The organism is Novosphingobium sp. PASSN1 (assembly GCF_002278815.1).
The window spans coordinates 155,288-179,745 of record NZ_NKIS01000002.1 but is presented as its reverse complement, the minus strand read 5'-3'; the positions used below and the strand labels follow the sequence as shown (position 1 = coordinate 179,745).

General features: G+C 64.8%; 26 protein-coding genes and 1 tRNA gene. 16 read left to right on the top strand and 11 right to left on the bottom strand.

The window, feature by feature from the left end; translation table 11 throughout:
* Positions 1-60: 60 nt before the first annotated feature.
* Together CFE35_RS03795 and CFE35_RS03790 are read left to right on the top strand one after the other, a co-directional pair.
* Complete coding sequence (locus tag CFE35_RS03795) at positions 61-366, top strand: conjugal transfer protein TraD (RefSeq protein ID WP_292928113.1); 306 nt, start codon at positions 61-63, stop codon at positions 364-366.
* A 22-nt stretch (positions 367-388) separates the two neighbouring features.
* On the top strand, positions 389-631 hold the full coding sequence (locus CFE35_RS03790) for a conjugal transfer protein TraD (protein WP_292928111.1): 243 nt from the start codon (positions 389-391) through the stop codon (positions 629-631).
* Here CFE35_RS03790 and CFE35_RS22515 read toward each other — a convergent pair.
* The 4 genes from CFE35_RS22515 to CFE35_RS03770 are packed head-to-tail and all read right to left on the bottom strand — an operon-like array spanning position 628 to position 3,680.
* The gene (locus CFE35_RS22515; RefSeq protein ID WP_366557117.1) at positions 628-1,158 is read right to left on the bottom strand and encodes a hypothetical protein; all 531 of its coding nucleotides are present in this window, start codon (positions 1,156-1,158) and stop codon (positions 628-630) included. The genes CFE35_RS03790 and CFE35_RS22515 overlap by 4 nt on opposite strands.
* Before the next feature lie 38 nt (positions 1,159-1,196).
* Positions 1,197-1,931 carry a hypothetical protein gene (locus CFE35_RS03780; RefSeq protein ID WP_292928107.1) on the bottom strand — a complete coding sequence of 245 codons (735 nt, stop codon included), beginning with the start codon at positions 1,929-1,931 and terminating at the stop codon, positions 1,197-1,199.
* A 38-nt stretch (positions 1,932-1,969) separates the two neighbouring features.
* The gene (locus CFE35_RS03775; protein WP_292928106.1) at positions 1,970-2,887 is read right to left on the bottom strand and encodes a nucleotidyl transferase AbiEii/AbiGii toxin family protein; all 918 of its coding nucleotides are present in this window, start codon (positions 2,885-2,887) and stop codon (positions 1,970-1,972) included.
* A 4-nt stretch (positions 2,888-2,891) separates the two neighbouring features.
* On the bottom strand, positions 2,892-3,680 hold the full coding sequence (locus tag CFE35_RS03770; RefSeq protein ID WP_292928104.1) for a type IV toxin-antitoxin system AbiEi family antitoxin: 789 nt from the start codon (positions 3,678-3,680) through the stop codon (positions 2,892-2,894).
* 493 nt (positions 3,681-4,173) lie between these two features.
* Between CFE35_RS03770 and CFE35_RS03765 the strand changes: the two genes are divergently transcribed.
* Entirely contained in the window at positions 4,174-4,386 is a 213-nt protein-coding gene (locus CFE35_RS03765) for an AlpA family phage regulatory protein (RefSeq protein ID WP_292928102.1), read from the top strand.
* Positions 4,387-4,429: 43 nt separating this feature from the next.
* On the opposite strand, the gene CFE35_RS03760 is transcribed toward CFE35_RS03765, so the two are convergent.
* On the bottom strand, positions 4,430-5,653 hold the full coding sequence (locus CFE35_RS03760) for an integrase arm-type DNA-binding domain-containing protein (protein WP_292928100.1): 1,224 nt from the start codon (positions 5,651-5,653) through the stop codon (positions 4,430-4,432).
* A 219-nt stretch (positions 5,654-5,872) separates the two neighbouring features.
* Positions 5,873-5,959: transfer RNA gene (locus tag CFE35_RS03755), tRNA-Leu, on the bottom strand.
* A 174-nt stretch (positions 5,960-6,133) separates the two neighbouring features.
* Between CFE35_RS03755 and CFE35_RS03750 the strand changes: the two genes are divergently transcribed.
* From CFE35_RS03750 to CFE35_RS03740, 3 genes are all read left to right on the top strand, one after another.
* Positions 6,134-7,099, top strand: a complete 966-nt coding sequence (locus CFE35_RS03750) for a complex I NDUFA9 subunit family protein (protein ID WP_292928098.1) — start codon at positions 6,134-6,136, stop codon at positions 7,097-7,099.
* 119 nt (positions 7,100-7,218) lie between these two features.
* Entirely contained in the window at positions 7,219-9,177 is a 1,959-nt protein-coding gene (locus CFE35_RS03745) for an alkyl sulfatase dimerization domain-containing protein (RefSeq protein WP_292928096.1), read from the top strand.
* A 107-nt stretch (positions 9,178-9,284) separates the two neighbouring features.
* Complete coding sequence (locus CFE35_RS03740) at positions 9,285-10,055, top strand: alpha/beta fold hydrolase (protein ID WP_292928094.1); 771 nt, start codon at positions 9,285-9,287, stop codon at positions 10,053-10,055.
* A 36-nt stretch (positions 10,056-10,091) separates the two neighbouring features.
* On the opposite strand, the gene CFE35_RS03735 is transcribed toward CFE35_RS03740, so the two are convergent.
* From CFE35_RS03735 to CFE35_RS03720, 4 genes are all read right to left on the bottom strand, one after another.
* The gene (locus tag CFE35_RS03735) at positions 10,092-10,586 is read right to left on the bottom strand and encodes a hypothetical protein (RefSeq protein WP_292928092.1); all 495 of its coding nucleotides are present in this window, start codon (positions 10,584-10,586) and stop codon (positions 10,092-10,094) included.
* 45 nt (positions 10,587-10,631) lie between these two features.
* The gene (locus tag CFE35_RS03730) at positions 10,632-12,431 is read right to left on the bottom strand and encodes a long-chain fatty acid--CoA ligase (protein ID WP_292928849.1); all 1,800 of its coding nucleotides are present in this window, start codon (positions 12,429-12,431) and stop codon (positions 10,632-10,634) included.
* Between the two features lie 135 nt (positions 12,432-12,566).
* On the bottom strand, positions 12,567-14,327 hold the full coding sequence (ggt, locus tag CFE35_RS03725; protein ID WP_292928090.1) for a gamma-glutamyltransferase: 1,761 nt from the start codon (positions 14,325-14,327) through the stop codon (positions 12,567-12,569).
* Between the two features lie 10 nt (positions 14,328-14,337).
* Entirely contained in the window at positions 14,338-15,369 is a 1,032-nt protein-coding gene (locus tag CFE35_RS03720; protein ID WP_292928088.1) for a quinone-dependent dihydroorotate dehydrogenase, read from the bottom strand.
* 446 nt (positions 15,370-15,815) lie between these two features.
* On the opposite strand from CFE35_RS03720, the gene CFE35_RS03715 reads away from it, so the two are divergent.
* Genes CFE35_RS03715 through CFE35_RS03670 form a run of 10 tightly spaced genes read left to right on the top strand, consistent with a single transcriptional unit; the run spans position 15,816 to position 24,060 of the window.
* On the top strand, positions 15,816-16,277 hold the full coding sequence (locus tag CFE35_RS03715) for an Rrf2 family transcriptional regulator (protein ID WP_292928086.1): 462 nt from the start codon (positions 15,816-15,818) through the stop codon (positions 16,275-16,277).
* Positions 16,274-17,755: a Fe-S cluster assembly protein SufB gene (sufB, locus tag CFE35_RS03710; RefSeq protein WP_292928084.1), complete on the top strand. Its 1,482-nt coding sequence runs from the start codon at positions 16,274-16,276 to the stop codon at positions 17,753-17,755. The genes CFE35_RS03715 and sufB overlap by 4 nt, the downstream gene beginning before the upstream one ends.
* Positions 17,752-18,759: a GNAT family N-acetyltransferase gene (locus CFE35_RS03705; RefSeq protein WP_292928082.1), complete on the top strand. Its 1,008-nt coding sequence runs from the start codon at positions 17,752-17,754 to the stop codon at positions 18,757-18,759. Before sufB ends, CFE35_RS03705 begins: the two co-directional genes overlap by 4 nt.
* Positions 18,759-19,502 (top strand): Fe-S cluster assembly ATPase SufC, encoded by a 744-nt coding sequence (sufC, locus tag CFE35_RS03700; protein WP_292928080.1) that lies wholly within the window; start codon positions 18,759-18,761, stop codon positions 19,500-19,502. Before CFE35_RS03705 ends, sufC begins: the two co-directional genes overlap by 1 nt.
* Positions 19,499-19,894, top strand: a complete 396-nt coding sequence (locus CFE35_RS03695) for a hypothetical protein (protein ID WP_292928078.1) — start codon at positions 19,499-19,501, stop codon at positions 19,892-19,894. The genes sufC and CFE35_RS03695 overlap by 4 nt, the downstream gene beginning before the upstream one ends.
* A complete protein-coding gene (locus CFE35_RS03690; RefSeq protein WP_292928076.1) occupies positions 19,887-20,621 on the top strand; it encodes a SufD family Fe-S cluster assembly protein in 735 nt (244 codons plus the stop codon). Before CFE35_RS03695 ends, CFE35_RS03690 begins: the two co-directional genes overlap by 8 nt.
* 11 nt (positions 20,622-20,632) lie before the next feature.
* Positions 20,633-21,829 (top strand): cysteine desulfurase, encoded by a 1,197-nt coding sequence (locus CFE35_RS03685; RefSeq protein WP_292928074.1) that lies wholly within the window; start codon positions 20,633-20,635, stop codon positions 21,827-21,829.
* A 4-nt stretch (positions 21,830-21,833) separates the two neighbouring features.
* A complete protein-coding gene (locus CFE35_RS03680) occupies positions 21,834-22,307 on the top strand; it encodes an SUF system Fe-S cluster assembly protein (protein WP_292928072.1) in 474 nt (157 codons plus the stop codon).
* A gap of 23 nt (positions 22,308-22,330) precedes the next feature.
* A complete protein-coding gene (locus CFE35_RS03675) occupies positions 22,331-22,702 on the top strand; it encodes an iron-sulfur cluster assembly accessory protein (RefSeq protein WP_292928070.1) in 372 nt (123 codons plus the stop codon).
* Between the two features lie 5 nt (positions 22,703-22,707).
* Positions 22,708-24,060 (top strand): oxygenase MpaB family protein, encoded by a 1,353-nt coding sequence (locus CFE35_RS03670; RefSeq protein ID WP_292928068.1) that lies wholly within the window; start codon positions 22,708-22,710, stop codon positions 24,058-24,060.
* Here CFE35_RS03670 and CFE35_RS03665 read toward each other — a convergent pair.
* Entirely contained in the window at positions 24,057-24,377 is a 321-nt protein-coding gene (locus CFE35_RS03665; RefSeq protein WP_292928066.1) for a PilZ domain-containing protein, read from the bottom strand. The two genes, CFE35_RS03670 and CFE35_RS03665, sit on opposite strands and share 4 nt — an antisense overlap.
* Positions 24,378-24,458 lie beyond the last annotated feature (81 nt).

The following is a 24,458-nucleotide window of genomic DNA, read 5'->3' as shown; positions in this document are numbered from 1 at the left end:
GAAGCAATGAAGGCCACTCGATATTATCATGGGCGCATCACCTCTCAAGGGAGAACTTCGATGCGCAAACCTCGTGACTTTGGTTCGGAGCTGAAGGCGCTTGCCGACAAGGCAAAGCAACTCAAGGAACGCCGCGTGCGGCAGCTTGGCGAATTGGTCATCGCCACCGGAGCCGACGCGACCGATGCGGAAACGCTGGCCGGAGCATTGCTGGTCATTGCGGAAAACAACGAACCCCAAAGGAAGGAGGCGTGGCGCAAGCGCGGTGCGGCCTTCTTTCAAAGCAAGGCCCGCAAGCGTGGCGAAGGACCTGAGCGCCAGCCGGATGGCACTCTGCCGTTTGACGGCGGCGCGGCATCGGCTTGAGGCACGAAAGGCAAGGACCGACATGCGCGAATGGCAAGTGAAGCGCCGCGATCGCACGCGGCAACTCATCGAACTTGGCGGCCTGGTCGTGAAGGCCGGACTGGTCGAACTCACCGACGATGATCGCGCAACACTCTACGGCGCGTTCCTTACCATAGCGGCCAAGTTGCGCGGCGACGAACGGGAGCAGGCGCTCGCGCTTCTGCGGCGCAAGGGCAAGCGGGCGTTTGAGATGGAAGCCAAGCCCGATCAGGCGGACCGCTAACAGCGGTGCTTCTTCGTGGGAGCACTATTGCGCGGCGAATGATGCACACCGGGCGGCGCAATACCGGCGAGCCACGTTTGCAGCGCGAGGGCGTCATCTTCGAGGGTGCCGCTGACGCGGTGACCTCTGCCGCCGGCGGCGATGTGCAGAAGATGTTCGGGCAACATTTGCGGCTCAGACCCAAAATACCAAGTTGCCTTCTGATCGAAGATCAGAACGGGGGCGGTGGTGTCCTTTCGAAACTCATCTGGACCGGGGTGGTACTGCGGTCGCAGTCGCTTAAATCCCCCGCTCGGCAGTTCCCGATATACAGCGTCGGCGCGACCCCCTCGCCGCTTGCAGCTATGCAGGCGTTCGTACTCGCCGACGTTGATGCATTCGGCGACTTGGCCGGCCCAAACGGCGAGGCCGCGCTGGGCAAGACTTGGGCGAAAGCCGACTACCCATTCGCCTGGCTTCGCGCTTGCCCTGATCTTCGGTTTGCATGTTGCCAGCGACACCAGCCCATGGTCGATGCACGGTGCCATTCCGGTATCGTGCTGTAAAATGTAGCGCAGTATTCTTGTCATGATCGGATTGTCTCGATGGTCCGATGCAGCCACTCGCGAGCAGGCAATTCATCGCCGATGTTTGCGACGAATTCCTGGCCGCGCGCCACGATCTCAAGTCGGTCGTCGGCCAACCAGCGCTCTGGCTTGCCATGGAAAGACAGGCCAATTGGCCGAAGCCAACTGGGTACAATCCAATGGCGCAGAGGACCGCCTGGCTGGGTCAAGCGCAACTCTTCATGATCCTTGGTCGCCACTGCGCCAGGGCCGCGATAGACAGTATTGTTGTCGTTCCATTCGCCCAGCGTGTGGGGATGTGGTCTGTCCAATGGTCCAAGCTCGCTAACAGCGGGCGAAATCATGTCCGCCACTTGGAGGTAGCCAAAAATGCGGTGGTGGCGGTCGCCAGTGCGCTCGTCGGAGAACAAGCCGAAAAACAGAAATACATCGCCAATGCCAACGCCCTGGTTCTGGAGGTGCGATTGAGCCGCACCAGTCTGGCCGAACATGCATTGGCCGCGTGTGAACATGGGGTCTTCGTGGCAAAGGTGATCTCGCGCAATCCTGCCCCGTGTAACGCGCTCGACAATCTCGCCAAATCCGAGATGGTCATAGGTTGTTATCGACCGGCGGCTGGTGGGAATCGGTAGGCTGATCGGCTTGCCGCCGATGATCGGCGAAGCGGTGCCACCGGAACCAGTGTCGAACCCCTTTCGACTGAAGACAATTCGCACCGCGCCCTCCAATTCCAAGACTCACGCCATCCGGAACATCGGCCCCGCGTAGCTAGTTACATAAACAGAACTTTCTCCAGCACATCGGCCAGTTCACGCCGCCGATTGGCAATGAGCCGGTCCAGATTTCGTTGCTTCCAAAGGATCGCAGGCAAGAGCTGGGCTTCCGGTACACCGAGAAGCTCCCAGTTCGGCTCGCCGCGCTTAAAACCTAGAAGGAAATGCCGATGCGCATCGGGCATGTCCGTGACCATCGCTGCGATGATTTCCTCACGTGCCGTTTCAAGATCGGCAAGCGCAACAGGTTCCTGCGTCATGCCCGCAAACCCCCGTGCAAATTCGTCCGCCAGTGGCTTGCGGGTTGGCGCCAGGACCTCGGCCATCGGGCGGTTGTGGCTGATGAGATAGACAAGGAATGCGCGCCGCAGTTCATTGCTGATACCTTCGTGCGCCAACAGGTCTCGAACGTCGAAAAGATCGCGCGGATGCTGGCGGTCGAGCGCTGCCACGATCTTGCCTGCATAGAGGTCGGCGAAGGACACGACCTGCATTTCAGCAAAGCCGAACTCGTCTTCCACGACTGGCACGACAGCTGTCACCGCAGGATCGTAAACCGTTCCGCGCAGCACGGGCGTAATTTCGATTTTGATCTGCACGTCCCCAGCCCGCACGATCAACTTGGTGACGACTTTCTCGTCTGCCGAGCGGGATGGATTGACCTTCGCGCCAGGGATTCCGGCCTCGATCCGTTCCGCGATTCGCAGCATGGCTGCGTTGATTGCGGCAAGTGAATTGGTGCGATCCTCGACTGGCAGGTATGTCAGGTCGATGTCCACAGACAGGCGCGGCATGTCGCGCACGAACAGGTTGATGGCTGTGCCGCCCTTGAGCGCGAATGCCGTTTCCTTCGCCACGAAAGGAATGGTGCGAATGAGAAGTGCGACCTGCTGCCGATAGATGTCGAGAAAGGCCATGAGTTCACTGCCCTCCCAGATCGGAAGGTACGGTTATCTGGTAAGTGGGGTCGAGCTTGCCGCCTTTGGCAAGGACGCGCTTGCCCGATCCCAGATCAACGCGTGACACGTCGAGCCGGGACCGCCAAGTATGACGGTGGCGGTCGGCAAAGAACAGGAACAGCCGCTTCACCTTCACGCTGGCGCACGATTCCAACAGGGTTTGCAGGCGGCGCGGACTGAGGTCGCTCAGGCCCTCCATCAGTGCGTCAACCTGGTGGAAGCTCTCACGATCGGGCAACTCGTCCAGCAGCTCCAGCACGGCGCGCTCCTTGCTCGAATATCGGATCGGCAAGTGCATTCCTGCGGCGCTGACTATGACAGGACTCGGCTCTGGCGGTGCATCGGCATCGCCGGGAAACAGGCGCAGGCTGTTATGCCAGTGGAAGGTAACTTCGAGCGGCAGATCGCCCATCCATGTCGGCACTCGCTTCGGCCCGTAGAGATGTACCTCTTGCATTTCAGCCGACAGGTAATGCGCATAACCTAGTTGTTCGAGCGCGGTGCGCCCGCCAACGGCCAAGGGCAATTCCAGCAATGTCTGGAGAGAGACGACCACCTGTTGCCAAGTCAGCGGCGTGCGCGAACGGCGATAAACTCGCCGCGCCGGGCTTTCGAGCCAGCCAGCACGAACATACTGGCTACGGAGCGCCGATGAATACCCGTGGGCTTCTAGCCAGCCAGCATCGGCTAGGAGACCGTCGGGGAGTTCCTGCTGGAGCCGGTTTAGTTTTCCATCAGAACGCGTAGCCATGCTTAGCATTTTGGCATATTTTCAAACTAGCGTCTAGTTTGCAATTCTGCAATTTCACTAAGTCAAACTTAGCATTTCCGTGCAATTATAAACCGTCGGCAAGCTTCACTAAGTTTGTGTCATGGCCGAGCAAGCCTCTCTCTGTGCAAACAGGAGGACACTGGCACGGCTACCCGCAGTTAGAAAGCGCGCGATTCGCCCGCAAAAACCGCCACTTTCGGCGGACATCTACGCCAATCATGGCAGTGATCGCGGCCCATTGGTAACACCCTTAGCGGCAGACCAAAATTTCGAACCGCAATTGACCGCCCCATGTGGGCGTCCGTTTTCATCTCTAGCCGTCCGTATACTTCTCCAGCCGTCTCACTGTCATTGCATCCGGACCGCATTGGAAGCTGGAGGTTGCAATATCGCGCTTGCACCCATGTTTCCGACCGTCAATTCTTGCATCCAAGGGGGTGCCAACGACTGTCAGAGAATGGAAGAGCGTCCAATGTCCAACCTTGAAAAAATCATCCGTATCAAGACCGTGCTCGCCCGCACCGGCCTGTCCCGTTCCACCCTTTACCGCAAGATCGCCGAAGGCACGTTCCCGTGCCAGGTGAAGATCAGCATCCACGGTGCGGGCTGGCGGGAGTCGTCCGTCAACCGCTGGATCGCCGATCCGATAGGCTTTCGCGAAGATCAGCTCGGCCAGAATTCGTAGTGCGCCGCTTTGAGTGCTGCGTCGCCGGGATACAGGGCAGGCGCTAGGCGCGCGCCCTGATCTTTTCTGGTTGGCTGATCGGCGCGGCGGCGCGCATCTCGTCGAGGTAGTCGCTCCACCACTGATGCATCGCAACGCGCTCCTCCCAATAGCGGCCCCGGTTGTAAACACCGCGAATGCTGTTGGCGTCGGCATGGGCGAGCGACCGCTCGATGGCATCCGAAGACCATTTCCCGCTCTCGTTGAGCAAGGTCGAGGCGGTGGTCCGCAATCCGTGTGCGGTCACTGCTCCAACGGCATAGCCCATGCGCCGGAAGCACTGATTGACGGTGTTCTCGCTGAGCGGTCGCCGCGATGTGTGGAACGCGGGGAAGACATAGCCATCCGGCCCGGTCATTGTGAACAATTCGTCCAAGTAGGCCAGCACCTGCCGCGAAAGGGGAACTTCGTGGGGGCGGCGCATTTTCATGCGCTCGGCAGGGATTTTCCAAACGGCGTTTTGGAGGTCGAACTCGGACCATTCCGCCATGCGCAGTTCGCCGGGGCGCGCCATCACGTGCGGCGACACCTGCATGGCGAGGCGGGTGATTGCATGGCCGGTGTAGGCATCAATCGCGCGCAGCAACTCGCCCATCTGCTTGGGCTCAAGGATCGCCGCGTGATGCTTCACCTTCGGTACAACCAGCGCGCCACGCAGGATCGAACTGGGATCGCTCTCGCCGCGCCCAGTAGCGACGGCATAGCGGAACACGCGACCGGCAAAGGATCGGCACCGCCGCGCCGTTTCATACTTCCCTTTGGCCTCGATACGCTTGAGCGCGGCCAGAACGTCGATCGGCTTGAGGTCGGCCACCGGGCGAGCGGCGATGGGCTCCAGTTGCTCCAGCAGCCAGTTGGCCTTCTGCGTGGTGGTATCGGCCTGACCCTGCGCCACCTGTTTGTCGATATACTCCTTGGCGATTTCGCCGAAGGTATTCGCGGCCTTGAACACGGCGACGAGTTTCTCGTGCTTGCGTTCGGCCAACGGGTCGGTTCCGGTTTCCAGCTGCCTGCGAGCATCGTCACGGCGTTTCCGCGCCTCAGCCAGACCGACATCGGGATAGCGGCCAAGGGCCAGCCGCTTCTGCTTGCCCATGTAGCGGTACTTGTAGCGCCACAGCTTGGACCCGTTGGGATGGACCTCCAGATAGAGGCCTCGCTCATCCGTGCATTGGGTCACTTTATCGGTCGGACGGATGTTCCGGATTTGCAGCTCTTTCAGCGCCACGGTCGAATCTCCTCAACGGGTCCGGGAGAGGACCAGCGAGGGCAGTTCCAGGGGCATGGGGCCATCGATTTTTGCCTGGGGCCATATCGCCCCAGCCGTGGCACCTCATGGCCCCGGATCGCCTGATATCGCTTGGCACAATCCGGGATTGGTGAGGCTTAAAAATGGCAGATTTCCGCCGGTTTGTCGACCCTTGCGGGATGCCCTGACACGGAAAAATGGTGCCCAGAAGAGGACTCGAACCTCCACGCCCTTGCGAGCGCCAGCACCTGAAGCTGGTGCGTCTACCAATTCCGCCATCTGGGCACGGTAGCGAGCAGCAAGTGCGCTGTTCGCCGGGTAGGAGCGGGCCGATAGGGCACCGCCGGGCTGCTTGTCAACCGCAGGTTTGCATTTGTGCCGCAACGGCGTGGTAAGCCATTGAAGTGGAGGGCGCGGGTGTGGCAAGGGCGGCTCGAAACCAGCATGGGCGAAGCAACGATGAGCAAGGATATGGCGCACGATCTTGATGGGCAGCTCATTGCATTGGTGGGCGGCAGCGGTTTCATCGGCACGCATGTGGCGCAGGCCCTGCTGGCGCGGGGCGCGCGGCTGCGGGTGTGCAGTCGCCATCCTGAGCGCGGCTACCGGGTGAAGACGCTCGGCGGGCTCGGCCAGGTCCAGCTGGTCGCGGTCGACGTGACCAAACCCCATACGCTGGAAGTGGCGCTCACCGGGTGTGACGCGGTGGTCAACCTTGTCGGCGCGTTCAAGGGCAAGCTCGATGCGGTGCAGGGTTCGGGCGCCGGGCAGCTTGCGGCGATCGCGCGGGCCAAGGGCGCCAAGGCGTTTGTCCATGTTTCGGCCATTGGTGCCGATGCCGCATCTCCGGTTGGCTATGCCAGCAGCAAGGCGGCGGGTGAGGCAGCGGTGCTGGCCGCCTTCCCCGATGCGGCGGTGCTGCGCCCTTCGGTCGTGTTTGGCGAGGATGACGCCTTCATCAATCTGTTCGCCGGGCTGATCTCCAGCGCGCCGATCATGCCGGTGTTCGCCGCGGATTCGCCGTTCCAGCCGGTGTTCGTGGATGATGTGGCCGATGCCATCGCCAATGCGCTGGCGGCGCCCGCGCGGTTCGCTGGCCAGACGTTCGAGCTGGGCGGCCCGGAAGTCATCACCATCGGCGATCTCAACCGCCGCATCGCCAAGGCTGCGGGCCGCGCGCCGCGCTTCCTTGAACTGTCTGACGGCCTGTCGTCGCTGTTCGTCGCCCTTACCGGCTGGCTCCCCGGCGCACCGATGAGCCGCGACCAGTGGGTGCTGCTGCGGCAGGGCAACGTGGCCAGCGGCACGCTGCCGGGCCTGGCCGAGCTGGGCGTGCAGGCGCGGCCGCTGGGGCTGTTCCTCGATCGCTGGATGGTGCGTTTCCGCAAGCATGGCCGCTTTGGCGCACGGGTGAAATCGGCCTGAGCCGCGCCCGCTGCGGCGGGTTCTGTAGCCCTATCCTCTTGTCAGGCCGCGCGAGAGCGCACAGTCTGGCCGGACAAGAAGGAATGGAGGGGGTAGCGATGCGTTCTGGCGCGCGTGCAATGCGTTTGGCTCTTGTGGCAGCGGCTGTCTGGCCCGCAACGGCGCTGGCCGCTCCTCCTGCTGCCGATCCGTTGCTCGCACCAAAGCCTGCCAGCCCCGCGACTATCGCCGCGCAGCAGGCTGCCCATGCCGCGTTGCCGCAGGAGGACGGGCGCGATGCCGCCTTTGCCGCGCAGGGCTTTGTGGCAAGCGCAGCCGATCCGGTGATCCGCGACGGTGCGGGCAAGCCAGTGTGGAACCTTGCGGGCTATGATTGGGTGCAAGGCCCCGCGCCCGCCAGCGTCAATCCTTCGCTGTGGCGCGAGGTCGGGCTGCTGAAAAAGCATGGTCTGTTCGCCGTGGCGGACGGGGTGTGGCAGGTGCGCGGGTTCGATGTTTCGAACATGACCGTGATCCGGGGCCAGACCGGCTGGGTGCTGGTCGATCCGCTGACGACGAAGGAAACCGCGGCGGCGGCGCTGGCGCTGGTCAACGCGCAACTGGGCGCGCGGCCGGTTTCGGCGGTGATCTACAGCCACAGCCATGCCGATCACTTTGGCGGGGTGCGCGGTGTGCTGGCCGAGGCGGACGTGGCGGCGGGCAAGGCGCTGGTCATCGCCCCGGCGCAGTTCATCGAAGAAGCGGCGAGCGAGAACATCCTGGCAGGTTCCGCGATGGGGCGGCGCGCGCAGTACCAGTTCGGCGGCGGCCTCGCGCCGGGCGCGCAGGGGCAGATGGGCAGCGGGATCGGGCTTGGCGTGTCTTCGGGCACGATCACGCTGATCGCGCCCAGCGATACCATCAGCCGCACCGGCGAGACGCGGACCGTGGACGGCGTGGCGATGGAGTTCCAGATCGTTTCGGGCAGCGAGGCGCCGAGCGAGCTCAACGTCTATCTGCCGGGGGCGAAAGTGCTGCTTTCGGCGGAGATGAGCACGTGTTCGCTGCACAATATCCTCACCCCGCGCGGGGCCAAAGTGCGCGATACGCGGGCGTGGGCGGGCTATCTCGATGAAGCGCTGCGGCTTTATGGCGGGCGCAGCGATGCGGTCATCTCAAGCCATTGCTGGCCGCGCTTCGGGCAGGCGGAAGTCAGCCGGATGCTGGCAAGCCAGCGCGACAACTACCGCGTGCTCCACGATCAGACGCTGCGGCTGATGAACCGGGGCGAGACTCCGGCGGAGATTGCCGATGCACTGGTGCAGCCGCCCGCGCTGGCGGCGGACTGGTTCAACCACGGCTATTACGGGACGTACAATCACAACGCGAAGGCAGTCTATCAGTTCTACCTCGGCTGGTATGATGCAGTGCCCGCGAACCTCAATCCGTGGCCGGCGGCAGAGCGGGCGAAGCGGCTGGTCGCAGCCATCGGCGGGGCGTCGAAAGTTCTGGCGCAAGGGCGGGCGGCGATGAAGGCGGGCGATTACCGCTGGGCCTCCGAACTGCTGAGCGCGGCGGTATTCGCCGATCCTGCCAACAAGGCGGCGAAGGCCTTGCTGGCCGACAGCTACGAACAGCAGGGTTATCAGGCGGAAAGCGCAATCTGGCGCAACCAGTTCCTCGCCGCCGCGAGCGAACTGAGGAACGGGCGGATTTCTTCCGCCACATCCAGCCAGAGCCAGGACATGATCGCGGCGGTGCCGACGCAGCTGCTGCTCGATTCGGTGGCGACGCGGCTCGATCCGGCGAAGCTGGCGGGGCGGCGCATGGCCATCAACCTCGTGATGCCAGAACGCGGCGAGATGGCGGGCGTGGAGCTGACCGGTACGGCCATGCTGGCACGGATGGGCGCGGCCGCCGGTCCGCAAGCCACGCTGACCGGTCCGCGCCGCCTGCTCTTGGGGCTGCTGTTCCTGAAGGTGCCGCTGGCGCAGCTGGAGGCCGCCGGGCTGAAGGTGGAAGGCGACCGGGCGGCGGTCGAGGCATGGCTCGCCGCGCTCGATCCGCTACCGGGGGCGTTCAACATCGCCGAGCCGTAAGCAGCGCGACGGTCCATACGAGGGAAACCACCGGCGCATGATCTTTGAGGCTGGGGCGTGTGGAATAGTGTTTGGGCGGATGTGCTGGCCTCGCTAGACCGCTCTGCATGACGACCGTCTATCTGCACGGCATGCCCGGATCACCGCGCGAACTGACGCTGTTTCCCGCGATTGATACAACGGGCTGGCTCGCGCCAGACCGCTCCGCACTGCGCTTGCAGGGCGAGCAGCGGGAGCGGCTCGACGTGTTGACCGATCTGGTGCGCGAGGTTTGCGGTCAGGGGCCCGTGCGGCTCGTGGGCTTTTCGCTGGGAGCCTGCACCGCGCTGGAAATCGCACGGGGCTTGCCCGCAGCCCCGCTCTCGCTCCATCTCGTCTCCGCAGCTGCGCCGCTCGAGAGTGGTGGCTTTCTGGACGACATGGCAGGCAAGGCCGTGTTTGCTGCCGCCTTGCAGAGCCCGCACCGGTTGTCGCTGTTGGTGCGCCTGCAAGCGGGTCTTGCGCGGGGTGTGCCGGGCCTGCTGGCCCGCATGCTGTTTGCCTCGGTACAAGGGAACGACCGTCTGCTGGCGAAAGACCCGGCCTTCCGAAGGATCATTGCCGATATCCTGCGCGATTGTCTGGCGGCCGACACTGCAAACTACCGCGCCGAGCTGGCTGCTTATGTCAGGCCTTGGGCGCATTGGCTCGGCGAAGTCCGCCATCCCATCACGCTGTGGCACGGCACGCGTGACACATGGGCACCGCCGGCAATGGCCGACGCGCTGGAGCGCCTGCTTCCCAACGTGATCGCCCATCATCGGTTCCAAGACTCGTCGCATTACTCCGCGCTGGGCGAAGCGCTGATGCGCCTGACACGGGGCGATGGCGCGCGTTGAACGCGGGAGCCATGAGGGCGCTGTAGCGACTGGCCTTCAGACCATCTTTTCGATCAAAATCGCGGCCCAGACCAGAAGGGTGAGCGCGCCGCCCGTGATGGTCCAGCGGATGGCGAGGCGCAAGTGCCGGGCCTGCGCATCTATGGAGTGCACGAAGCTGGCGAACAGGCGCTGGCGCAGCGCAGCATCGCCTTCCAGTCCCTCGGCGTCGAATTCCTCGCCCAGCAGCATGGCCCGCAGCGCGAGGAAGCAGGAGACCACGAGCGGCGCGAGCCCGACCAGGCTGGCGATCACCAGCAGGGGCTGGGTTGCGGCATCGACCGAAAGCGGCGCGCCGGGGCTAGCTGAGATCGGATGCGTGCCGATGGTGATCATCAGCGCATTGAACCCGAGCATCGCGCCCAATCGCACCGAGAGATCGAGATCGCGATTTTCCAGAAACTCGAGATCGGCAATGAACCCTCCGTCCGGCGGATCGCCGCGCATTTCGCGAAAGGCGCGGAGCCGGGAGCGGAAGGAATTGGGCAGCATCAGCGCAAGGGTAGTGCGGTTTGGACGGCGTGCAAGAGGGTGCGCTCAGCCCTTGTACAGTCCGTCGATCCTTGCGCCGTAGCGTTCCTTGATCTTGTGGCGGCGGATCTTCATCGAGGGGGTCATTTCCTCGTTGTCGATGGTGAAGGGTTCGTCCGCCAAAGCGATCTGGCGGACCTTTTCGATCACCGAGAGGTCCTTGTTCACCCGGTCCACCGCCGCGCGGATCGCGCTGCGGAAGGCGGGGAGATCTTGCAGGGCGGCCATATCGAACTTCTCGCCCTGCGCGCGCGACCATTCCACCGCCCATTCGGCATCGGGGACGATCAGGCCGACGATGTAGGGCCGCTTGTCGCCCGAAACCATCGCCTGCCCGATCTCCGGCTGGAGCGTGAGCATCCCTTCAATCCGCTGGGGGGAGACGTTGTCGCCCTTGTCGTTGACGATCATGTCCTTCTTGCGGTCGGTGATCTTGATGCGGCCCTTGGCATCGAAATGGCCGATGTCGCCGGTGTGGAGCCAGCCGGCTTGCGGCCCGTCCTGCGGGATGGCGCGCAGGGTTTCGGCATCGTTGCGCCAATAGCCGTGCATGACGAGTTCGCCGCGCACGAGAATCTCTCCGTCCTCGGCGATCTTCACCTCGACCCCGCGCAGCGGCGGGCCGACCGTGTCCATCGCCAGGCCGACGCGGGGGCGGTTGCAGCTGATGACCGGGCCAGCCTCGGTTTGGCCATAGCCCTGCAGCATGGTGAGGCCCATCGCATCGAAGAACAGGCCGACATCGGGATTGAGCGGTGCGCCGCCCGAGACGAGCGCCTTGAGGCGCCCGCCGAAGCGCTGGCGGATCTTGGGGCGCAGCGTGCGTTCGATGAAGAAGTCCATCGGCGCATCGATGATCCGGCGCACGACACCGCCGCCGTTCGCCTTGCGCGCGCCGATGGCGAGGGCGCGGGCCATCAGGTAGTTCGGCAGTTTGCCCTGCTTTTCGACCTGTTTCATGATTCGCGCGCGCAGCACTTCGAACAGGCGCGGCACGACGACCATCAGCGTGGGGCGCGTCTCCTCGATATTGCTGGCGAGCTTTTCGAGCCCTTCTGCGTAGTAGATTTGCGCGCCGAGGCCGATGGGCAGGAACTGCCCGCCCGAATGCTCGTAGGCATGGCTGAGCGGGAGGAAGGAGAGGAACGCTTCGGCCTCACGGCCCGAAGTGTCCCAGCTCAGATCTTCCGCCACGACATGCGCCGCGCCATCGACATTGCACAGGATCGCGCCGTGGTGCTGGCACACGCCGCGCGGCGCGCCGCCCGTGCCGCTGGTGTAGATGATGCAGGCGGTTTCCGCGCGCCCGATGGCGGCAACGCGTGCGGCAACCGAAAGGCGCGCCTGCGCGGCATCGCCGCTGGTGTGCGCGGACCAATCGTGAAAGTGGAGCCGCTCCGACTGGATTCGGCGCAGCGGCTCGATGCCGATGACATGCTCCACCCCGCGCGCGCTGAGGCAGGCGGCGAGTAGCGGCTGGGCCAGCTTGGCGTTGGAGACGATGACCGCGCGCGCGCCGGAGTTTTCAAGGACGTGGAGGTGGTCGCGCTCGGTGTTGGTGACATAGGCGGGCACGGTGACCAGCCCTGCAGCCATGATCGCGTGATCGGCAATGCACCATTCGGGGCGGTTTTCGGACACGAGCACCACCCGGTCGCCGGGATTGAGGCCGAGGCCGCGCAGCGCCTCTGCCAGCAGGCAGACCTGATCCGCCGTCTCGCGCCAGCTCTGCGATTGCCACGTCCCTCCGCGCTTGGCCCAGAGGAAAGGACGATCTCCGAAGAACTCCGCCCGATCGAGGAACATGGCGACGAGGTTAGGATAGGACGCGAAATCGGAAAGCTGCACGTTGCGGTGATCCCCTGGCCCGTTGAACTTATGGTTTGGACGGGAAACTAGGAGTGCCATAGCGGAAGGGCAAGGCGGTCTATGGATATGATCCTAAGGGGAGGCCGCAGCGCCTTCGCTGCGCGGATCAGCGGCACCGACCCAGTGGCCCTTGCCTTTCGCATCACGAATCCATTCGATGGCATTGGCCTTGAGCCGCATCGGCACCGTGACGACCTTGGCGTGGCCGAGCGCCTGCAAGGCGGGGACGAGGGCGGCTTGCGGGGTACCAGCCTCTAGCGCGATGACGCCGCCCGGGGCGGGCATGATGATGCTTTGCGCAATCGCCTCGCGCGCGGGCAAGTTCCAGTCGAGCGTGCCGATGATCACGCGGATCACTTGCGGCGGAATGGTGTATCCGCCTGCCGCACCGGCAACGAGGCGGATGTGGCCATCAGGACCATAGACGACCACTGGGCTCATCGAACTGCGCGGGCGCTTGCCGCCTTCGACGCGGTTGGCCGTGGGTTTGCCATCCTGGTTCGGATCGAGGTTGAAGTCGGTCAGTTCGTTGTTGAGGTAGTAGCCGCCGACCATCAGGCCGGAGCCGAATGCGCTCTCGATGGTGGAGGTGTAGCTGGCGGCATTGCCCCAGCGGTCGACTGCAGCGAAGTGGGTGGTGCCGTGTTCGGGCACCGGGCCGCCCATGGCAAACTGGCCGGTTGCGCCAGCGGGCTTGCCGGGGGCAGCAGTGTTGATCGCCGCCGTTTCGGAAATCAGCGCAGAGCGGGCCGCGATATAGGCCGGATCGATCAGGCCTGCCGTGGGCACGGGCACGAAATCGGGATCGGCGAGGTAGGCGTCGCGGTCGGCAAAGGCGAGGCGCTCGGCCTCGGCAATCAGGTGCCACGCGGTGGGGGAGGTGCGGCCCATCGCCTTCAGATCGAAGCGTTCGAGCGCGCCGAGCGTCTGCAGCACGATGATCCCGCCCGCAGAGGGCGGCCCCATGCTGCACACGCGCCAGACACGGTAGCGGCCGCAGACCGGATCGCGCGATTTCGCCTTGTAGGCTGCAATGTCTGCGGTGGACATCGGCGCGGGATTGCGCGGAGCGGTGCCGACTTTGGCGGCGATGGCCCGCGCATTTTCGCCAGTGTAGAAGCTGTCTGCGCCAAGGGCAGCGGCTTTGGCGAAGGTTTCCGCCAGCGCCGGATTGTGCACCACGGTGCCGGCAGGGAGCGGCGCGCCATCTGCCCCGAAGAACAAGGCGCGGCCTGCGGGATCAAGCCCGGCAATCTCCGGTGCCATGGCAAGCGTGCTGGCAAGGCGCGGGGTGATCGCGAAGCCGTCACCCGCAAGGCGGATGGCGGGGCCAAACAGCACGCGCCACGGCAGCTTGCCGTGCAGTTTGTGCGCCGTGGCGGCCAGGCGCAGGTTGCCGGGCACGCCGACGCTGCGGCCACCGGGGACAGCATCGCTGTGGCTAAGCACTTTGCCATCGACCTTGAACCAGTCTGGCGAAGCGGCCGCGGGTGCCTTTTCACGCCCGTCGAAGCTTTCAACCGTGCCTGCGGAATCGGCGGTGACAAGGAAGCCGCCCCCGCCAATGCCGGAACTTTGCGGCTCGACCACAGTGAGCGCGAGCATCATCGCAATCGCGGCATCGGTGGCGGAGCCGCCAAGACGCAGCATTTCGGCGCCGGCAGCGGCGGCGCGGGGGTCGGCGGCAGTGGTGACCCCTAATTTGCTGGCCGGGAGGGCGGGCTTCGGCAGCTCGGACGCCGCAGGCTGCGCCGCATTGGGTAGCGGCGCACAGGCCTGAGCCAGAACGAGAAGCGCGGCAGGCGCGAGCGAGCGAGCAAAGCGGAAAGCCATGTACGCAGCGTTATTCGCTGCCGACGGCCTCTGCAATGCTGCTCATGCCTTCGGCGCTGACGCGCTGGGCGAGGCCGTCGACAATCCGTCGCACCAGCCCCGGCCCTTCATAGACCAAGGCGCTATACAGCTGGATCAGGCTGGCGCCCGCGCGGATGCGCGCCCAGGCATCATCGGCGCTGGCAATTCCGCCCACCCCTATGAGCGGGATCGCGCCGCCCGTGGCCGAGCGGAAATCGCGCAGGATCTGGAGCGCTAGCGGACGCAGCGGTTCGCCTGAAAGGCCGCCCGCTTCGCCTGCGTGGGCCGAGCGTAGCGGCGGGCGCGTGATCGTGGTGTTGGTGACGATCAGCGCATCGAGCCGCTTGTCGAGCGCAATCCGGCAGATCGCGTCGATATCCGTGCTGGTGAGATCTGGCGCGAGCTTGAGGAACAGGCGGGTGGGCAGGGTGCCGCGCGCCTCGATCACCGCATCGAGCAGATCGGCCAGCGCGGCGGGATCCTGCAACGCGCGCAGGCCCGGCGTGTTGGGCGAACTGATATTGACCGTGAGATAGCTGGCGAGCGGGGCCATGATCCGGGCCATCGCCGCATAATCGGCGATGCGATTCGATGAATCCTTGTTCGCGCCGATGTTCGCGCCGACGACACCGGGACGCGCCTGCCGCGCGGCGAGCCGGGCCGCGACGACTTCTGCTCCGGCATTGTTGAACCCCATCCGGTTGATGACGGCCCGGTCCTCGACCAGGCGGAACAGGCGCGGCTTGGGGTTGCCTTCCTGCGGGCGGGGCGTGACGGTGCCTGCCTCGACAAAGCCGAAGCCAAGCCCGAGCAGCGCATCGGGCACTTCGCCGTTCTTGTCGAACCCGGCGGCGATACCCACCGGATTGGGGAACACCAGCCCCGCGACTCGCTGGCACAGCAGCGGCTGCGGCGCGGCGCGGCTGCCACGCGGGGCGATGGCAAGCCCGGCAACCGTCAGGCGGTGCGCTGTTTCGGCAGGAACGCGGAACAGCAGGGGGCGGCAGATCGAATAGAGCATGCTTGGCGGTTTCCCTCCGGCCCGGCGCCGGATGCCTATGGCGGATGCCTGCGGCGGTTGAACGTAACGGTAAGGCGGCTCTATTGCCGTCTCGGGCATGCCCGCCAAGCCGCAATTGTAACCAGATTGTCAGTTAACCGCCGGTTAAGCATTGAATTCACTCGGCTGTTGCATGTCTGCCACCGATTTTGTCGAATCCGTACAATTCTTCCGGCTGGCGGTGCCGTAGCACACTCATGCGACCCGAAGGGCTCGGTGCAGCAATGCTGCCGAGTTCTCGACTTCATGGCGACCGTGCCTTGGCACGGTCGCCTTTTTTTGTGTTTTGCGCATGCCCGCGGTTGCACATGGCTCGGCAAGCGCTTGCGCTTGGCGAGCCATGTGCCTAGATAACCGGAACAGATCAGTCCGATTTCAGATCGGACCTATTTTCGGGAACAGCCGCAATGCGACTTTCGAGCATGGCAGACTATGCTGTGGTGACGATGACCGCCGCCGCGCGCCATTGCGGGCAGCACGGCGCAGGCGGCGTGCGGGTATCGGCGCAGCAGCTGGCGGACGAGACCGGACTCCCGGTGCCCACGGTGCAGAAGCTGGTCAGCAAGCTTTCGGCAGCGGGCTTGCTCAAGTCGTCACGCGGGCTGGGCGGCGGGCTCAAGCTGGCGCGTCCGGCAGCGGCGATTTCTCTGGCCGACATTGTCGAGGCCGTCGAAGGCCCGATCGCGATGGCCCCGTGCAGCCAGCATGGCCGCCACGATTGCACGCTCGAAGCCGATTGCACGGTGCGCCCGCATTGGCCGCAGGTCGATGCCGCGCTGCGCGGCGCGCTCGCGGGCGTGCCGCTCACCCAGTTTTCGCGCCCGGCTCAGTTTTCGCGACCGGCTGGGGCCGCAGAGGTGACGGCATGAGCGACAATATCGAAGTGAAGGATCAGGCCGCGCGCGATGCAGCAGCCCGAGTCGCGGATTACGAACACGGCTGGTCTTCGGATATCGAGCAGGAATACGGCCCCAAGGGCCTGTCCGAAGATACGGTGCGCTATATCTCGGCCAAGAAGGACGAGCCGGAATGGATGCTCGAATGGCGGCTCAAGGCCTATCGCCATTGGCTGACGATGCCGAACCCGGAATGGGCCAAGCTGAACATCCCGCCGATCGACTATCAGGCGGCCTATTATTGGGCCGCGCCCAAGGCCAAGCCCAAGCTCGGCAGCCTTGACGAAGTCGATCCGGAAATCCTGCGCATCTATGAAAAGCTCGGCATCCCGCTCGAGGAGCAGAAAGTGCTCGCGGGCGTCGAAGGCGCGCGCAAGGTCGCGGTCGATGCGGTGTTCGACAGCGTTTCGGTGGCGACGACCTTCCGCAAGGAGCTGGAGGCGGCAGGCGTCATCTTCCGCTCGATCAGCGAGGCGATCCGCGAATACCCCGATCTGGTGCGCAAGTGGCTGGGCAAGGTCGTGCCGATGCACGACAACTACTTTGCGGCCCTGAACTGCGCGGTCTTTTCGGACGGGACGTTCGTCTACATCCCCGAAGGCGTGCGCTGCCCGATGGAGCTTTCGACCTATTTCCGCATCAATGCGGAAAACACCGGGCAGTTCGAACGCACGCTGATAGTGGCCGACAAGGGCTCATACGTCTCGTATCTGGAGGGCTGCACAGCCCCCCAGCGCGACGAGAACCAGCTCCATGCCGCCGTGGTCGAACTCGTCGCGCTCGATGATGCCGAGATCAAGTACTCCACCGTGCAGAACTGGTATCCGGGCGATGCCGAGGGCAAGGGCGGGATCTACAATTTCGTGACCAAGCGCGCGCTGTGCCAGGGCGCGCGCAGCAAGGTTTCTTGGACGCAGGTCGAGACCGGTTCTGCCGTCACATGGAAGTATCCCAGCTGCGTGCTGAACGGCGAAGGTTCGGTGGGTGAGTTCTATTCGGTGGCGGTGACCAACAACCACCAGCAGGCCGATACCGGCACCAAGATGATCCACAACGGGAAGAACACCCGCTCGACTATCGTCAGTAAGGGCATCAGCGCCGGGCATTCGAACAACACCTACCGCGGCCTCGTGCGCGTGGCCCCGCAGGCCGAAGGCGTGCGCAACTTTACCCAGTGCGACAGCTTGCTGCTGGGTGCGGACTGCGGCGCGCATACGGTGCCCTATATCGAAGTGCGCAATCCCAGCGCGACAATCGAGCACGAGGCGACCACGAGCAAGATTTCGGACGACCAGCTGTTCTACGCGATGCAGCGCGGCCTTGCGCAGGAGGACGCCATCGCGCTGATCGTGAACGGGTTTGCGCGTGAGGTGTTGCAACAATTGCCGATGGAGTTTGCCGTGGAAGCGCAGAAGCTGCTGGGCATTTCGCTTGAGGGGTCAGTCGGGTGAGTGATGTGATGAGCCTGACGGTGCGCCCGGTTGCGGCGGACGATGCAGCGGCGCTGGCAGACCTGCTCAACGCGGTGATCGCGGCGGGCGGGACGACTGCACTGGAGGAGCCGTTCACGCCTGAGGCGCTGGCGGAGACTTATCTCACCGGGCCGAACGTGCACTGCTGCTTTGTGGCAGAGGACGAGGACAGCACGCTGCTCGGCTTTCAGACGCTGGGGCGCTACCCCGGCCTGCCGGATGACGTGGGCGATATCGGCACGTTTGCCCGCCTGGGCGCGGCGCAGCGCGGGATCGGTTCGGCGCTGTTTGCCGCGACGGCCAGCCGCGCCGCCGAACTCGGCCTCAGCGCGATCAACGCGACGATCCGGGGCGACAACACCGGCGGTCTTACGTTTTATGCCAAGCAGGGTTTCGTAGATTACGGCGTGACCAATGCCGTGGCGCTGAAGGACGGCACACTGGTTGACCGCGTGCACAAGCGGTTTGTTCTGCCCGCAATCGAGGCTGAGGCCCCGGCCAAACGCAAGCTTTCCCTGCGCTTTGGCGAGGACGATGCGCCGACCCTGCAGAAGAAAGGGCGCGGCTGGGCGATTTCCGAATCGCGGCTCGATGCCCTGCACGAACGCTCGCGCGAGATGCGCCGCAATCCCAGCCCCGCGCAGGAAGCGCTGGCCGATGCGCTCACCCGCGTCGAGACCGGCGGGTATACCTTCAAGCGGCAAGCAGTGATCGGTTCGGCCATCGTCGATTTCGCCTGCAAGCAGCTGATGCTGGTGGTCGAACTCGATGGTGACGATGACGCCGCCTTCACCGCCGCGCGCGACAAGAGCCTTGCCGAAGTGGGCTACCGGGTGGAGCGCATCGCTGCCGCCCATGTGCTCGCCGATCCTGATGCCGCCGCGCAGCGCATCTCCGATGCCATGCGCGCGCTCCACACCGAACGCCGCGCAAAGCGGTCTGCAACCCGCCGCCCTGCGCCGCGCCGTCCTCGGGAATACTGATGCTTACGATCAACGATCTTCACGCCACCGTCGCGGACAAGCCGATCCTCAAGGGCCTGTCGCTCACCATCAACGCGGGCGAAATCCACGCGATCATGGGGCCGAACGGCGCGGGCAAATCGACGCTTGGCTACACGCTGGGCGGCCGTCCGGGCTATGAAGTGACCGGCGGCTCGGCCCTATTCGACGGGCAGGACCTGCTTGCCCTCGAACCACACGAGCGCGCGGCGGCGGGGCTGTTCCTTGGTTTCCAGTATCCGGTCGAGATTCCCGGCGTCTCCAACCTGCAGTTCCTGCGTGAGGCGCTGAATGCGCAGCGCAAGGTGCATGGGGAGGAGCCGCTTTCGGGCGCCGCCTTCATCAAGCTGGCCAAGGAACAGGCGGGCCTGCTGCGCTTCGACATGGACATGCTCAAGCGCCCGGTGAACGTGGGCTTTTCGGGCGGCGAGAAGAAGCGCGCCGAGATGGTGCAGATGGGCATTCTTGCGCCCAAGCTGGCGATCCTCGACGAGACCGATTCGGGCCTTGATATCGATGCGCTGCGCATCTGCGGTGAGGGCATCAACGCGATCATGAGGAAGCCGGACAAGGCCGTGCTGTTGATCACGCACTATCAGCGCCTGCTCGATTACGTGAAGCCGGACTTCGTGCACGTGCTGGCGGGCGGACGGATCGTGAAATCCGGCGGGCCGGAACTGGCGCTGCAGCTCGAAAACGAAGGCTACGAGGCCGTGGCGGCATGAGCCTGCTGCTCGCCCTTGCGGCAGCGGCGCAGGCTGCCGAACCGGCTGCGGACCCAGCTCCGGTGGCCCCTCCGGCCGTCATGCCCGCGTCGTTCCTCGGCGAATGGGCACCCTCTGCGGACGCCTGCGCCGACAAATATGCGCGCCGCATCGTCACGGCCTCGATGAACACCGAGGGCGATTACTGGGGCGTGGTCAAGGCGGTGGACGCGCTGGGTGAGCGGCATGTCGTGGTCCGCGAAGGCGACGATGATTTCGCCGTGGCGCTGACGGCGGACTATGTCCTCAGCCCGGACGGGCGGCTGATGGTGCTGCATGTGCTGGAACGCAACGGCGCCAAAGTTGCCGAAGCGCCGATCCCGCTGGTGCGCTGCGAGGTGACCCGTGGCTAGTCTGGCGCTCCCCACCCGGAAGGACGAGGCCTTCCGCTACGCCGATCTGGCCGCGCTGGAAGGCGTTTGGCCGGTCGCCGTGCAGGAAATCCATGTGCCCGCCGGTGAAAGCCGGGCGCTGGCCATCACGGCGCAGTCCGATGCGGCCGAAGCGCGCGAAATCGCGATCACGGTGGAAGTTGGCGCGAGCTTCGACTTGCGCGTGCTCAATGCAGGCACCGCCTATGGCCGGATCGCGGTGACGGCGACGCTGGGCAAGGGCGCTTCGTTCCACTTCGGCGCGGCGCAGCTTGGCGGGGCAGAACAGACGCTGGAGATCGTGACCGAGGTGCGCCACCTGGCCCCCGATGCCGTCAGCCGGCAGGTCGTGCGCTCGGTGCTCGGCGGCCATGCCACGGGCACGTACCTCGGCAAGGTCCATGTCGCGCGCGGGGCCATCGGCACGGACGGCGAGCAATCGATCCGCGCGATGCTGCTTGAGCGTACCGCGACGGCCAATGCGCGGCCCGAACTCGAAATCTACGCCGACGACGTGAAATGCGCGCATGGCTGCGCGGTGGGCGAGCTTGATCCGCAAGGGCTGTTTTACCTGCAATCGCGCGGGCTGCCGCCTGCCGAAGCGAAGAAGCTGATGCTCCATGCGTTCATTGCGGAGGCCTTTGTCGGCGCTCCCGAGGGTGAGACCCTCACCGAAGCGGCGCTGGCCGCACTGGACGGCTTGCTGTGAGCACCGCGACCATGACCCGCACCGCAGAATGGCCCGGCCTCCTCAACGCAGAGGGCCAGCGCTGGCACTACCTCGATACTGCCGCGACCGCGCAGAAGCCGCAGAGCGTGATCGATGCAATGGTCCGCGCGATGGGCGCTGACTACGCAACCGTGCACCGGGGCGTCTATACCCGCTCGGCCGAGATGACGCTGGCCTATGAATCCGCGCGCCGCACCGTGGCGGCGCTGATCGGCGGGCGCGAGGACGAACTGGTGTTCACGCGCGGCGCGACCGAGGCGATCAATCTCGTTACGCAGTCGTGGGGCACGGCGAACCTCAAGCCCGGTGACCGCGTGCTGCTTTCGCAGCTGGAGCACCATTCGAACATCGTGCCCTGGCAGCTGATCCGCGCCCGGACCGGCCTTGAAATCGACGTCTGCCCGCTGACGGCTGATGGGCGCATCGACCTCGACGCGGCGGAGCGCATGCTCACCCCGGCGCACAAGCTGGTGGCCTTCGCGCATGTGTCCAACGTGCTCGGCTCGGTGCTCGATGCGCCGCGCGCGGTTGCCTTGGCGCATGGTGTTGGCGCAAAGATCCTGCTCGATGGCTGCCAGTCGGCGGCGCGGTTGCCGGTGGATGTCGCGGCGCTCGGCTGTGATTTCTACGTGTTCTCGGCCCACAAGCTCTATGGCCCGACCGGGATCGGCGCGCTGTGGGCGAAGAAGGATCTGCTGGACGCGATGCCGCCGTGGCAGGGCGGCGGCTCGATGATCGACCGCGTGACCTTTGCCGAGACGACCTGGGCGCCTGCGCCGCAGCGCTTCGAGGCGGGCACCCCCGCGATTGTCGAGGCGATTGCCTTTGGCGCGGCGGCGGATTTCCTGACTGCAAACGGCCTCGCCGCGATCCATGCCCATGAAGCGCGGCTCGTCGCCATGGCGCGCGCGGAACTGGGGCGGATCAATTCGGTGCGCCTGTTCGGGCCGGAAGACAGCGCCGGGATCGTCAGCTTTGCGCTCGAAGGCGTGCACCCGCACGATCTTGGCACGATCCTCGATGAGGAAAATGTGGCGATCCGCGCGGGCCATCACTGCGCGCAGCCGCTGATGGAGCACCTTGGCGTGCCCGCCACCGCGCGCGCCAGCTTCGGCATCTATAGCGATGAAAGCGACATCGCCGCGCTGCTGCGCGGGATCGAGCGGACCATGAAGATTTTCGGGTAAGGAAATGTCGATGAACCGGATCGAGATCGAGGAAGTCGAAGGCGTCGAGCCGCCGCGCCGGGCGCGCGTGGAAGAGGCCGTTGAAACGCCTGCCGAGAAGCTGGAGCGCAAGCGCGACTATCTGGACGGTTTTCTGGCTGAGCAGCCCGCCGCCGCCGCGCCGGGTGAGCCGGGCGGAGACATCTACGAAGGCGTGATCGCCGCGCTGAAAGAGATTTTCGATCCGGAAATCCCGGTCAATATCTACGATCTGGGGCTGATCTACGGCGTCGATGTGGAAGAGGGCGGCTCGGTCATGGTGACGATGACCCTGACCACGCCGCACTGCCCGGTGGCCGAATCGATGCCCGCCGAAGTGCAGCTGCGCGTCGAAGCCGTGCCCGGCGTGCGTGATGCCGAGGTCAATCTGGTGTGGGATCCGGCGTGGGATCCGCAAAAGATGAGCGATGACGCGAAGCTTGAACTGGGAATGCTTTGAGCGATACCCATATAGGTGAAGCCATGACCACAGACACCACCACTCGCCCGAAGATCCGCCAGCGCCCTGCTGCGGTCATCCTCACGCCATCGGCAGAGGCGCGCGTTGCCAAGCTCATGGCGGAAGCGCCGGAAGGGGCCATCGGCGTCAAGCTTTCCACCCCGCGCCGCGGCTGTTCGGGTCTGGCCTATTCGGTGGACTATGTTTCCGCAGCCAATCCGATGGACGAGCGGATCGAGACGCCGGGCGGCACGTTCTTCATCGATAGCGGTTCGGTGCTCTATCTGATCGGCAGCACGATGGACTGGCAGGAAGACGATTTCACCGCCGGTTTCGTGTTCCAGAACCCCAATGCCAAGGGCTCGTGCGGCTGCGGCGAAAGCTTCACGGTCTGACCGGAGTGGCCACACCGATCGCCGAATTGCGCGCCCGGATCGCGGCGCAGCGGACCGACAATCCGGCGATGTATGGCGCGGTCGATTTTTCGGTCCAACCCGAGCGCCTTTTGCTGGATGGCGATATTGCGGGCAGCGAACTGCGCGGCCACCCCAAGGTCGCGGCCAAGCTGCTGGAAAATCGCGAACTCATGGAGCGCATCGGCGCTTACACCATGATGGGCGATGCGCTGGCCGATCCCTATGCCGCGCTGATGCCCGAACATGGGTTCAAGCGGCTGGTCGATATGCTGGTCGAGGCCTGCGACAAGGGTGTCGAGGCGGTCGAGGGTGCGCCTGCCGAGCTTGTCACCTTCATCCGCTCGATGGAAGCCACGCCCGCGTGGGTGGACATGCAGATGGTGGAAGAAGGCGCGCGGCTGCAGCGCGTGTCCTTTGCCAATGTCGCGCCCTGGGCGATCCGGGGGGCGTTCATCGCCACCTTCATGAACAAGTATGCCGCGCTGCCTATGGCGCTGACGGGCACGCTTTCCAACAAGACCGCCGCGCGCCGGATCAAGGAAACCGCGACGTTCTTCGGCACGTCACTGCTGCCCGGCGCGCTCGCTCGCTTCGGTGCAGGCTTCAAGGCGGCGGCCATGGTGCGGCTGATGCATTCGATGGTGCGCTTCAATGTGCTCTCCAACAGCCAAGGAAACAGAATGCGCTGGGATCAGCGCATTTATGGCATTCCGATCCCGCAAGTGGACCAGATGCCCGCCGGGCTGATCTCGGACTTCCTGATCTCGTCCAAGGTGCTCAAGGACGGGCGCGAGGATTTCACGCCCGAGGAACGCGCGCAGATCGAGCTTTCGCGCTATCGCTGCTTTCTGCTCGGCCTGCCGGAAGACTTGCTGGCGCAAACCCCGCGCGGGATCGTCGATGCATGGAACGCCCGCGCGCTTTCGCTGCGCGCCGGGTTTGACGAGGCGACCTGCGGCGGCCTGCTGCGCGCGACGATGGAGGCCGATCTCGTCGATGCCACCACGCCGCAGGGCAAAGTGCGTGATCGGCTCGAACGCTCGTTTGCCAAAGTCTATTTCATGCAGAACTTCTGCGATGGCAGCGAAAAGGCTGCAGCGCGTTTCGGCGTGAAGATCCGCGCGATCGACAAGCTGCGCGCGGCGGCGGTCGGTGTGGGCCTGATGGGGCAGATGCGGTTCTACGGCGTTGCCGCCAAAACGCCGGTGGTGCGGCACTTTGCCGACCAGCGACTGGTCGGCAAAGTGCGTGGTTACCTCGGCAGCCTTGGGCACGCCGAGTTCACGACCGACGCGGCGAAGTACAAGCCTGCCGCAGCGATCAAGCCAGCAGCTTAGAGCCTGCGCAGGCGGATAGGTGCGGGTTCAGCCAGAAGCGCATCGACCTGCCGCGAACCCAAAGGCCGCGTGAATTCAAGGCCAAGGCGTGCCCGATCTGACCAGCGGATGATCGCGCGGGTGACCACCGTGCCGAAATCGATCTCGACGAACTGGCCATTGGCCCCGTCCGCAAGGTCGCCCGATTCGATCTGGCAGCCATAGCGGGAAATATCGAAGATGCGCTGAACGCGCCCGCCAATCTGGCCCTGCTGCGAATCGACTGCGCGCATGCGCTGGACCCGGCGGCTTTCGCCCACCTGATCAACCGGCAGCATTCTGGCTGGCATCTGCATACGTGTCCCCACTGCAACGGCGCGATGATGCGCCGCAGCGGGTAAACGTTTCCTGTGCTTTCA

Coding starts and splice junctions, on each gene's coding strand:
- CFE35_RS03795 (WP_292928113.1), top strand. CDS start 61: ATGCGCAAACCTCGTGACTTTGGTTCGGAGCTGAAGGCGCTTGCCGAC.
- CFE35_RS03790 (WP_292928111.1), top strand. CDS start 389: ATGCGCGAATGGCAAGTGAAGCGCCGCGATCGCACGCGGCAACTCATC.
- CFE35_RS22515 (WP_366557117.1), bottom strand. CDS start 1,158: ATGGCACCGTGCATCGACCATGGGCTGGTGTCGCTGGCAACATGCAAA.
- CFE35_RS03775 (WP_292928106.1), bottom strand. CDS start 2,887: ATGGCCTTTCTCGACATCTATCGGCAGCAGGTCGCACTTCTCATTCGC.
- CFE35_RS03770 (WP_292928104.1), bottom strand. CDS start 3,680: ATGGCTACGCGTTCTGATGGAAAACTAAACCGGCTCCAGCAGGAACTC.
- CFE35_RS03765 (WP_292928102.1), top strand. CDS start 4,174: ATGTCCAACCTTGAAAAAATCATCCGTATCAAGACCGTGCTCGCCCGC.
- CFE35_RS03750 (WP_292928098.1), top strand. CDS start 6,134: ATGAGCAAGGATATGGCGCACGATCTTGATGGGCAGCTCATTGCATTG.
- CFE35_RS03745 (WP_292928096.1), top strand. CDS start 7,219: ATGCGTTTGGCTCTTGTGGCAGCGGCTGTCTGGCCCGCAACGGCGCTG.
- CFE35_RS03740 (WP_292928094.1), top strand. CDS start 9,285: ATGACGACCGTCTATCTGCACGGCATGCCCGGATCACCGCGCGAACTG.
- CFE35_RS03735 (WP_292928092.1), bottom strand. CDS start 10,586: ATGCTGCCCAATTCCTTCCGCTCCCGGCTCCGCGCCTTTCGCGAAATG.
- CFE35_RS03730 (WP_292928849.1), bottom strand. CDS start 12,431: ATGTTCCTCGATCGGGCGGAGTTCTTCGGAGATCGTCCTTTCCTCTGG.
- ggt (WP_292928090.1), bottom strand. CDS start 14,327: ATGGCTTTCCGCTTTGCTCGCTCGCTCGCGCCTGCCGCGCTTCTCGTT.
- CFE35_RS03720 (WP_292928088.1), bottom strand. CDS start 15,369: ATGCTCTATTCGATCTGCCGCCCCCTGCTGTTCCGCGTTCCTGCCGAA.
- CFE35_RS03715 (WP_292928086.1), top strand. CDS start 15,816: ATGCGACTTTCGAGCATGGCAGACTATGCTGTGGTGACGATGACCGCC.
- sufB (WP_292928084.1), top strand. CDS start 16,274: ATGAGCGACAATATCGAAGTGAAGGATCAGGCCGCGCGCGATGCAGCA.
- sufC (WP_292928080.1), top strand. CDS start 18,759: ATGCTTACGATCAACGATCTTCACGCCACCGTCGCGGACAAGCCGATC.
- CFE35_RS03695 (WP_292928078.1), top strand. CDS start 19,499: ATGAGCCTGCTGCTCGCCCTTGCGGCAGCGGCGCAGGCTGCCGAACCG.
- CFE35_RS03685 (WP_292928074.1), top strand. CDS start 20,633: ATGACCCGCACCGCAGAATGGCCCGGCCTCCTCAACGCAGAGGGCCAG.
- CFE35_RS03680 (WP_292928072.1), top strand. CDS start 21,834: ATGTCGATGAACCGGATCGAGATCGAGGAAGTCGAAGGCGTCGAGCCG.
- CFE35_RS03675 (WP_292928070.1), top strand. CDS start 22,331: ATGACCACAGACACCACCACTCGCCCGAAGATCCGCCAGCGCCCTGCT.
- CFE35_RS03665 (WP_292928066.1), bottom strand. CDS start 24,377: ATGCTGCCGGTTGATCAGGTGGGCGAAAGCCGCCGGGTCCAGCGCATG.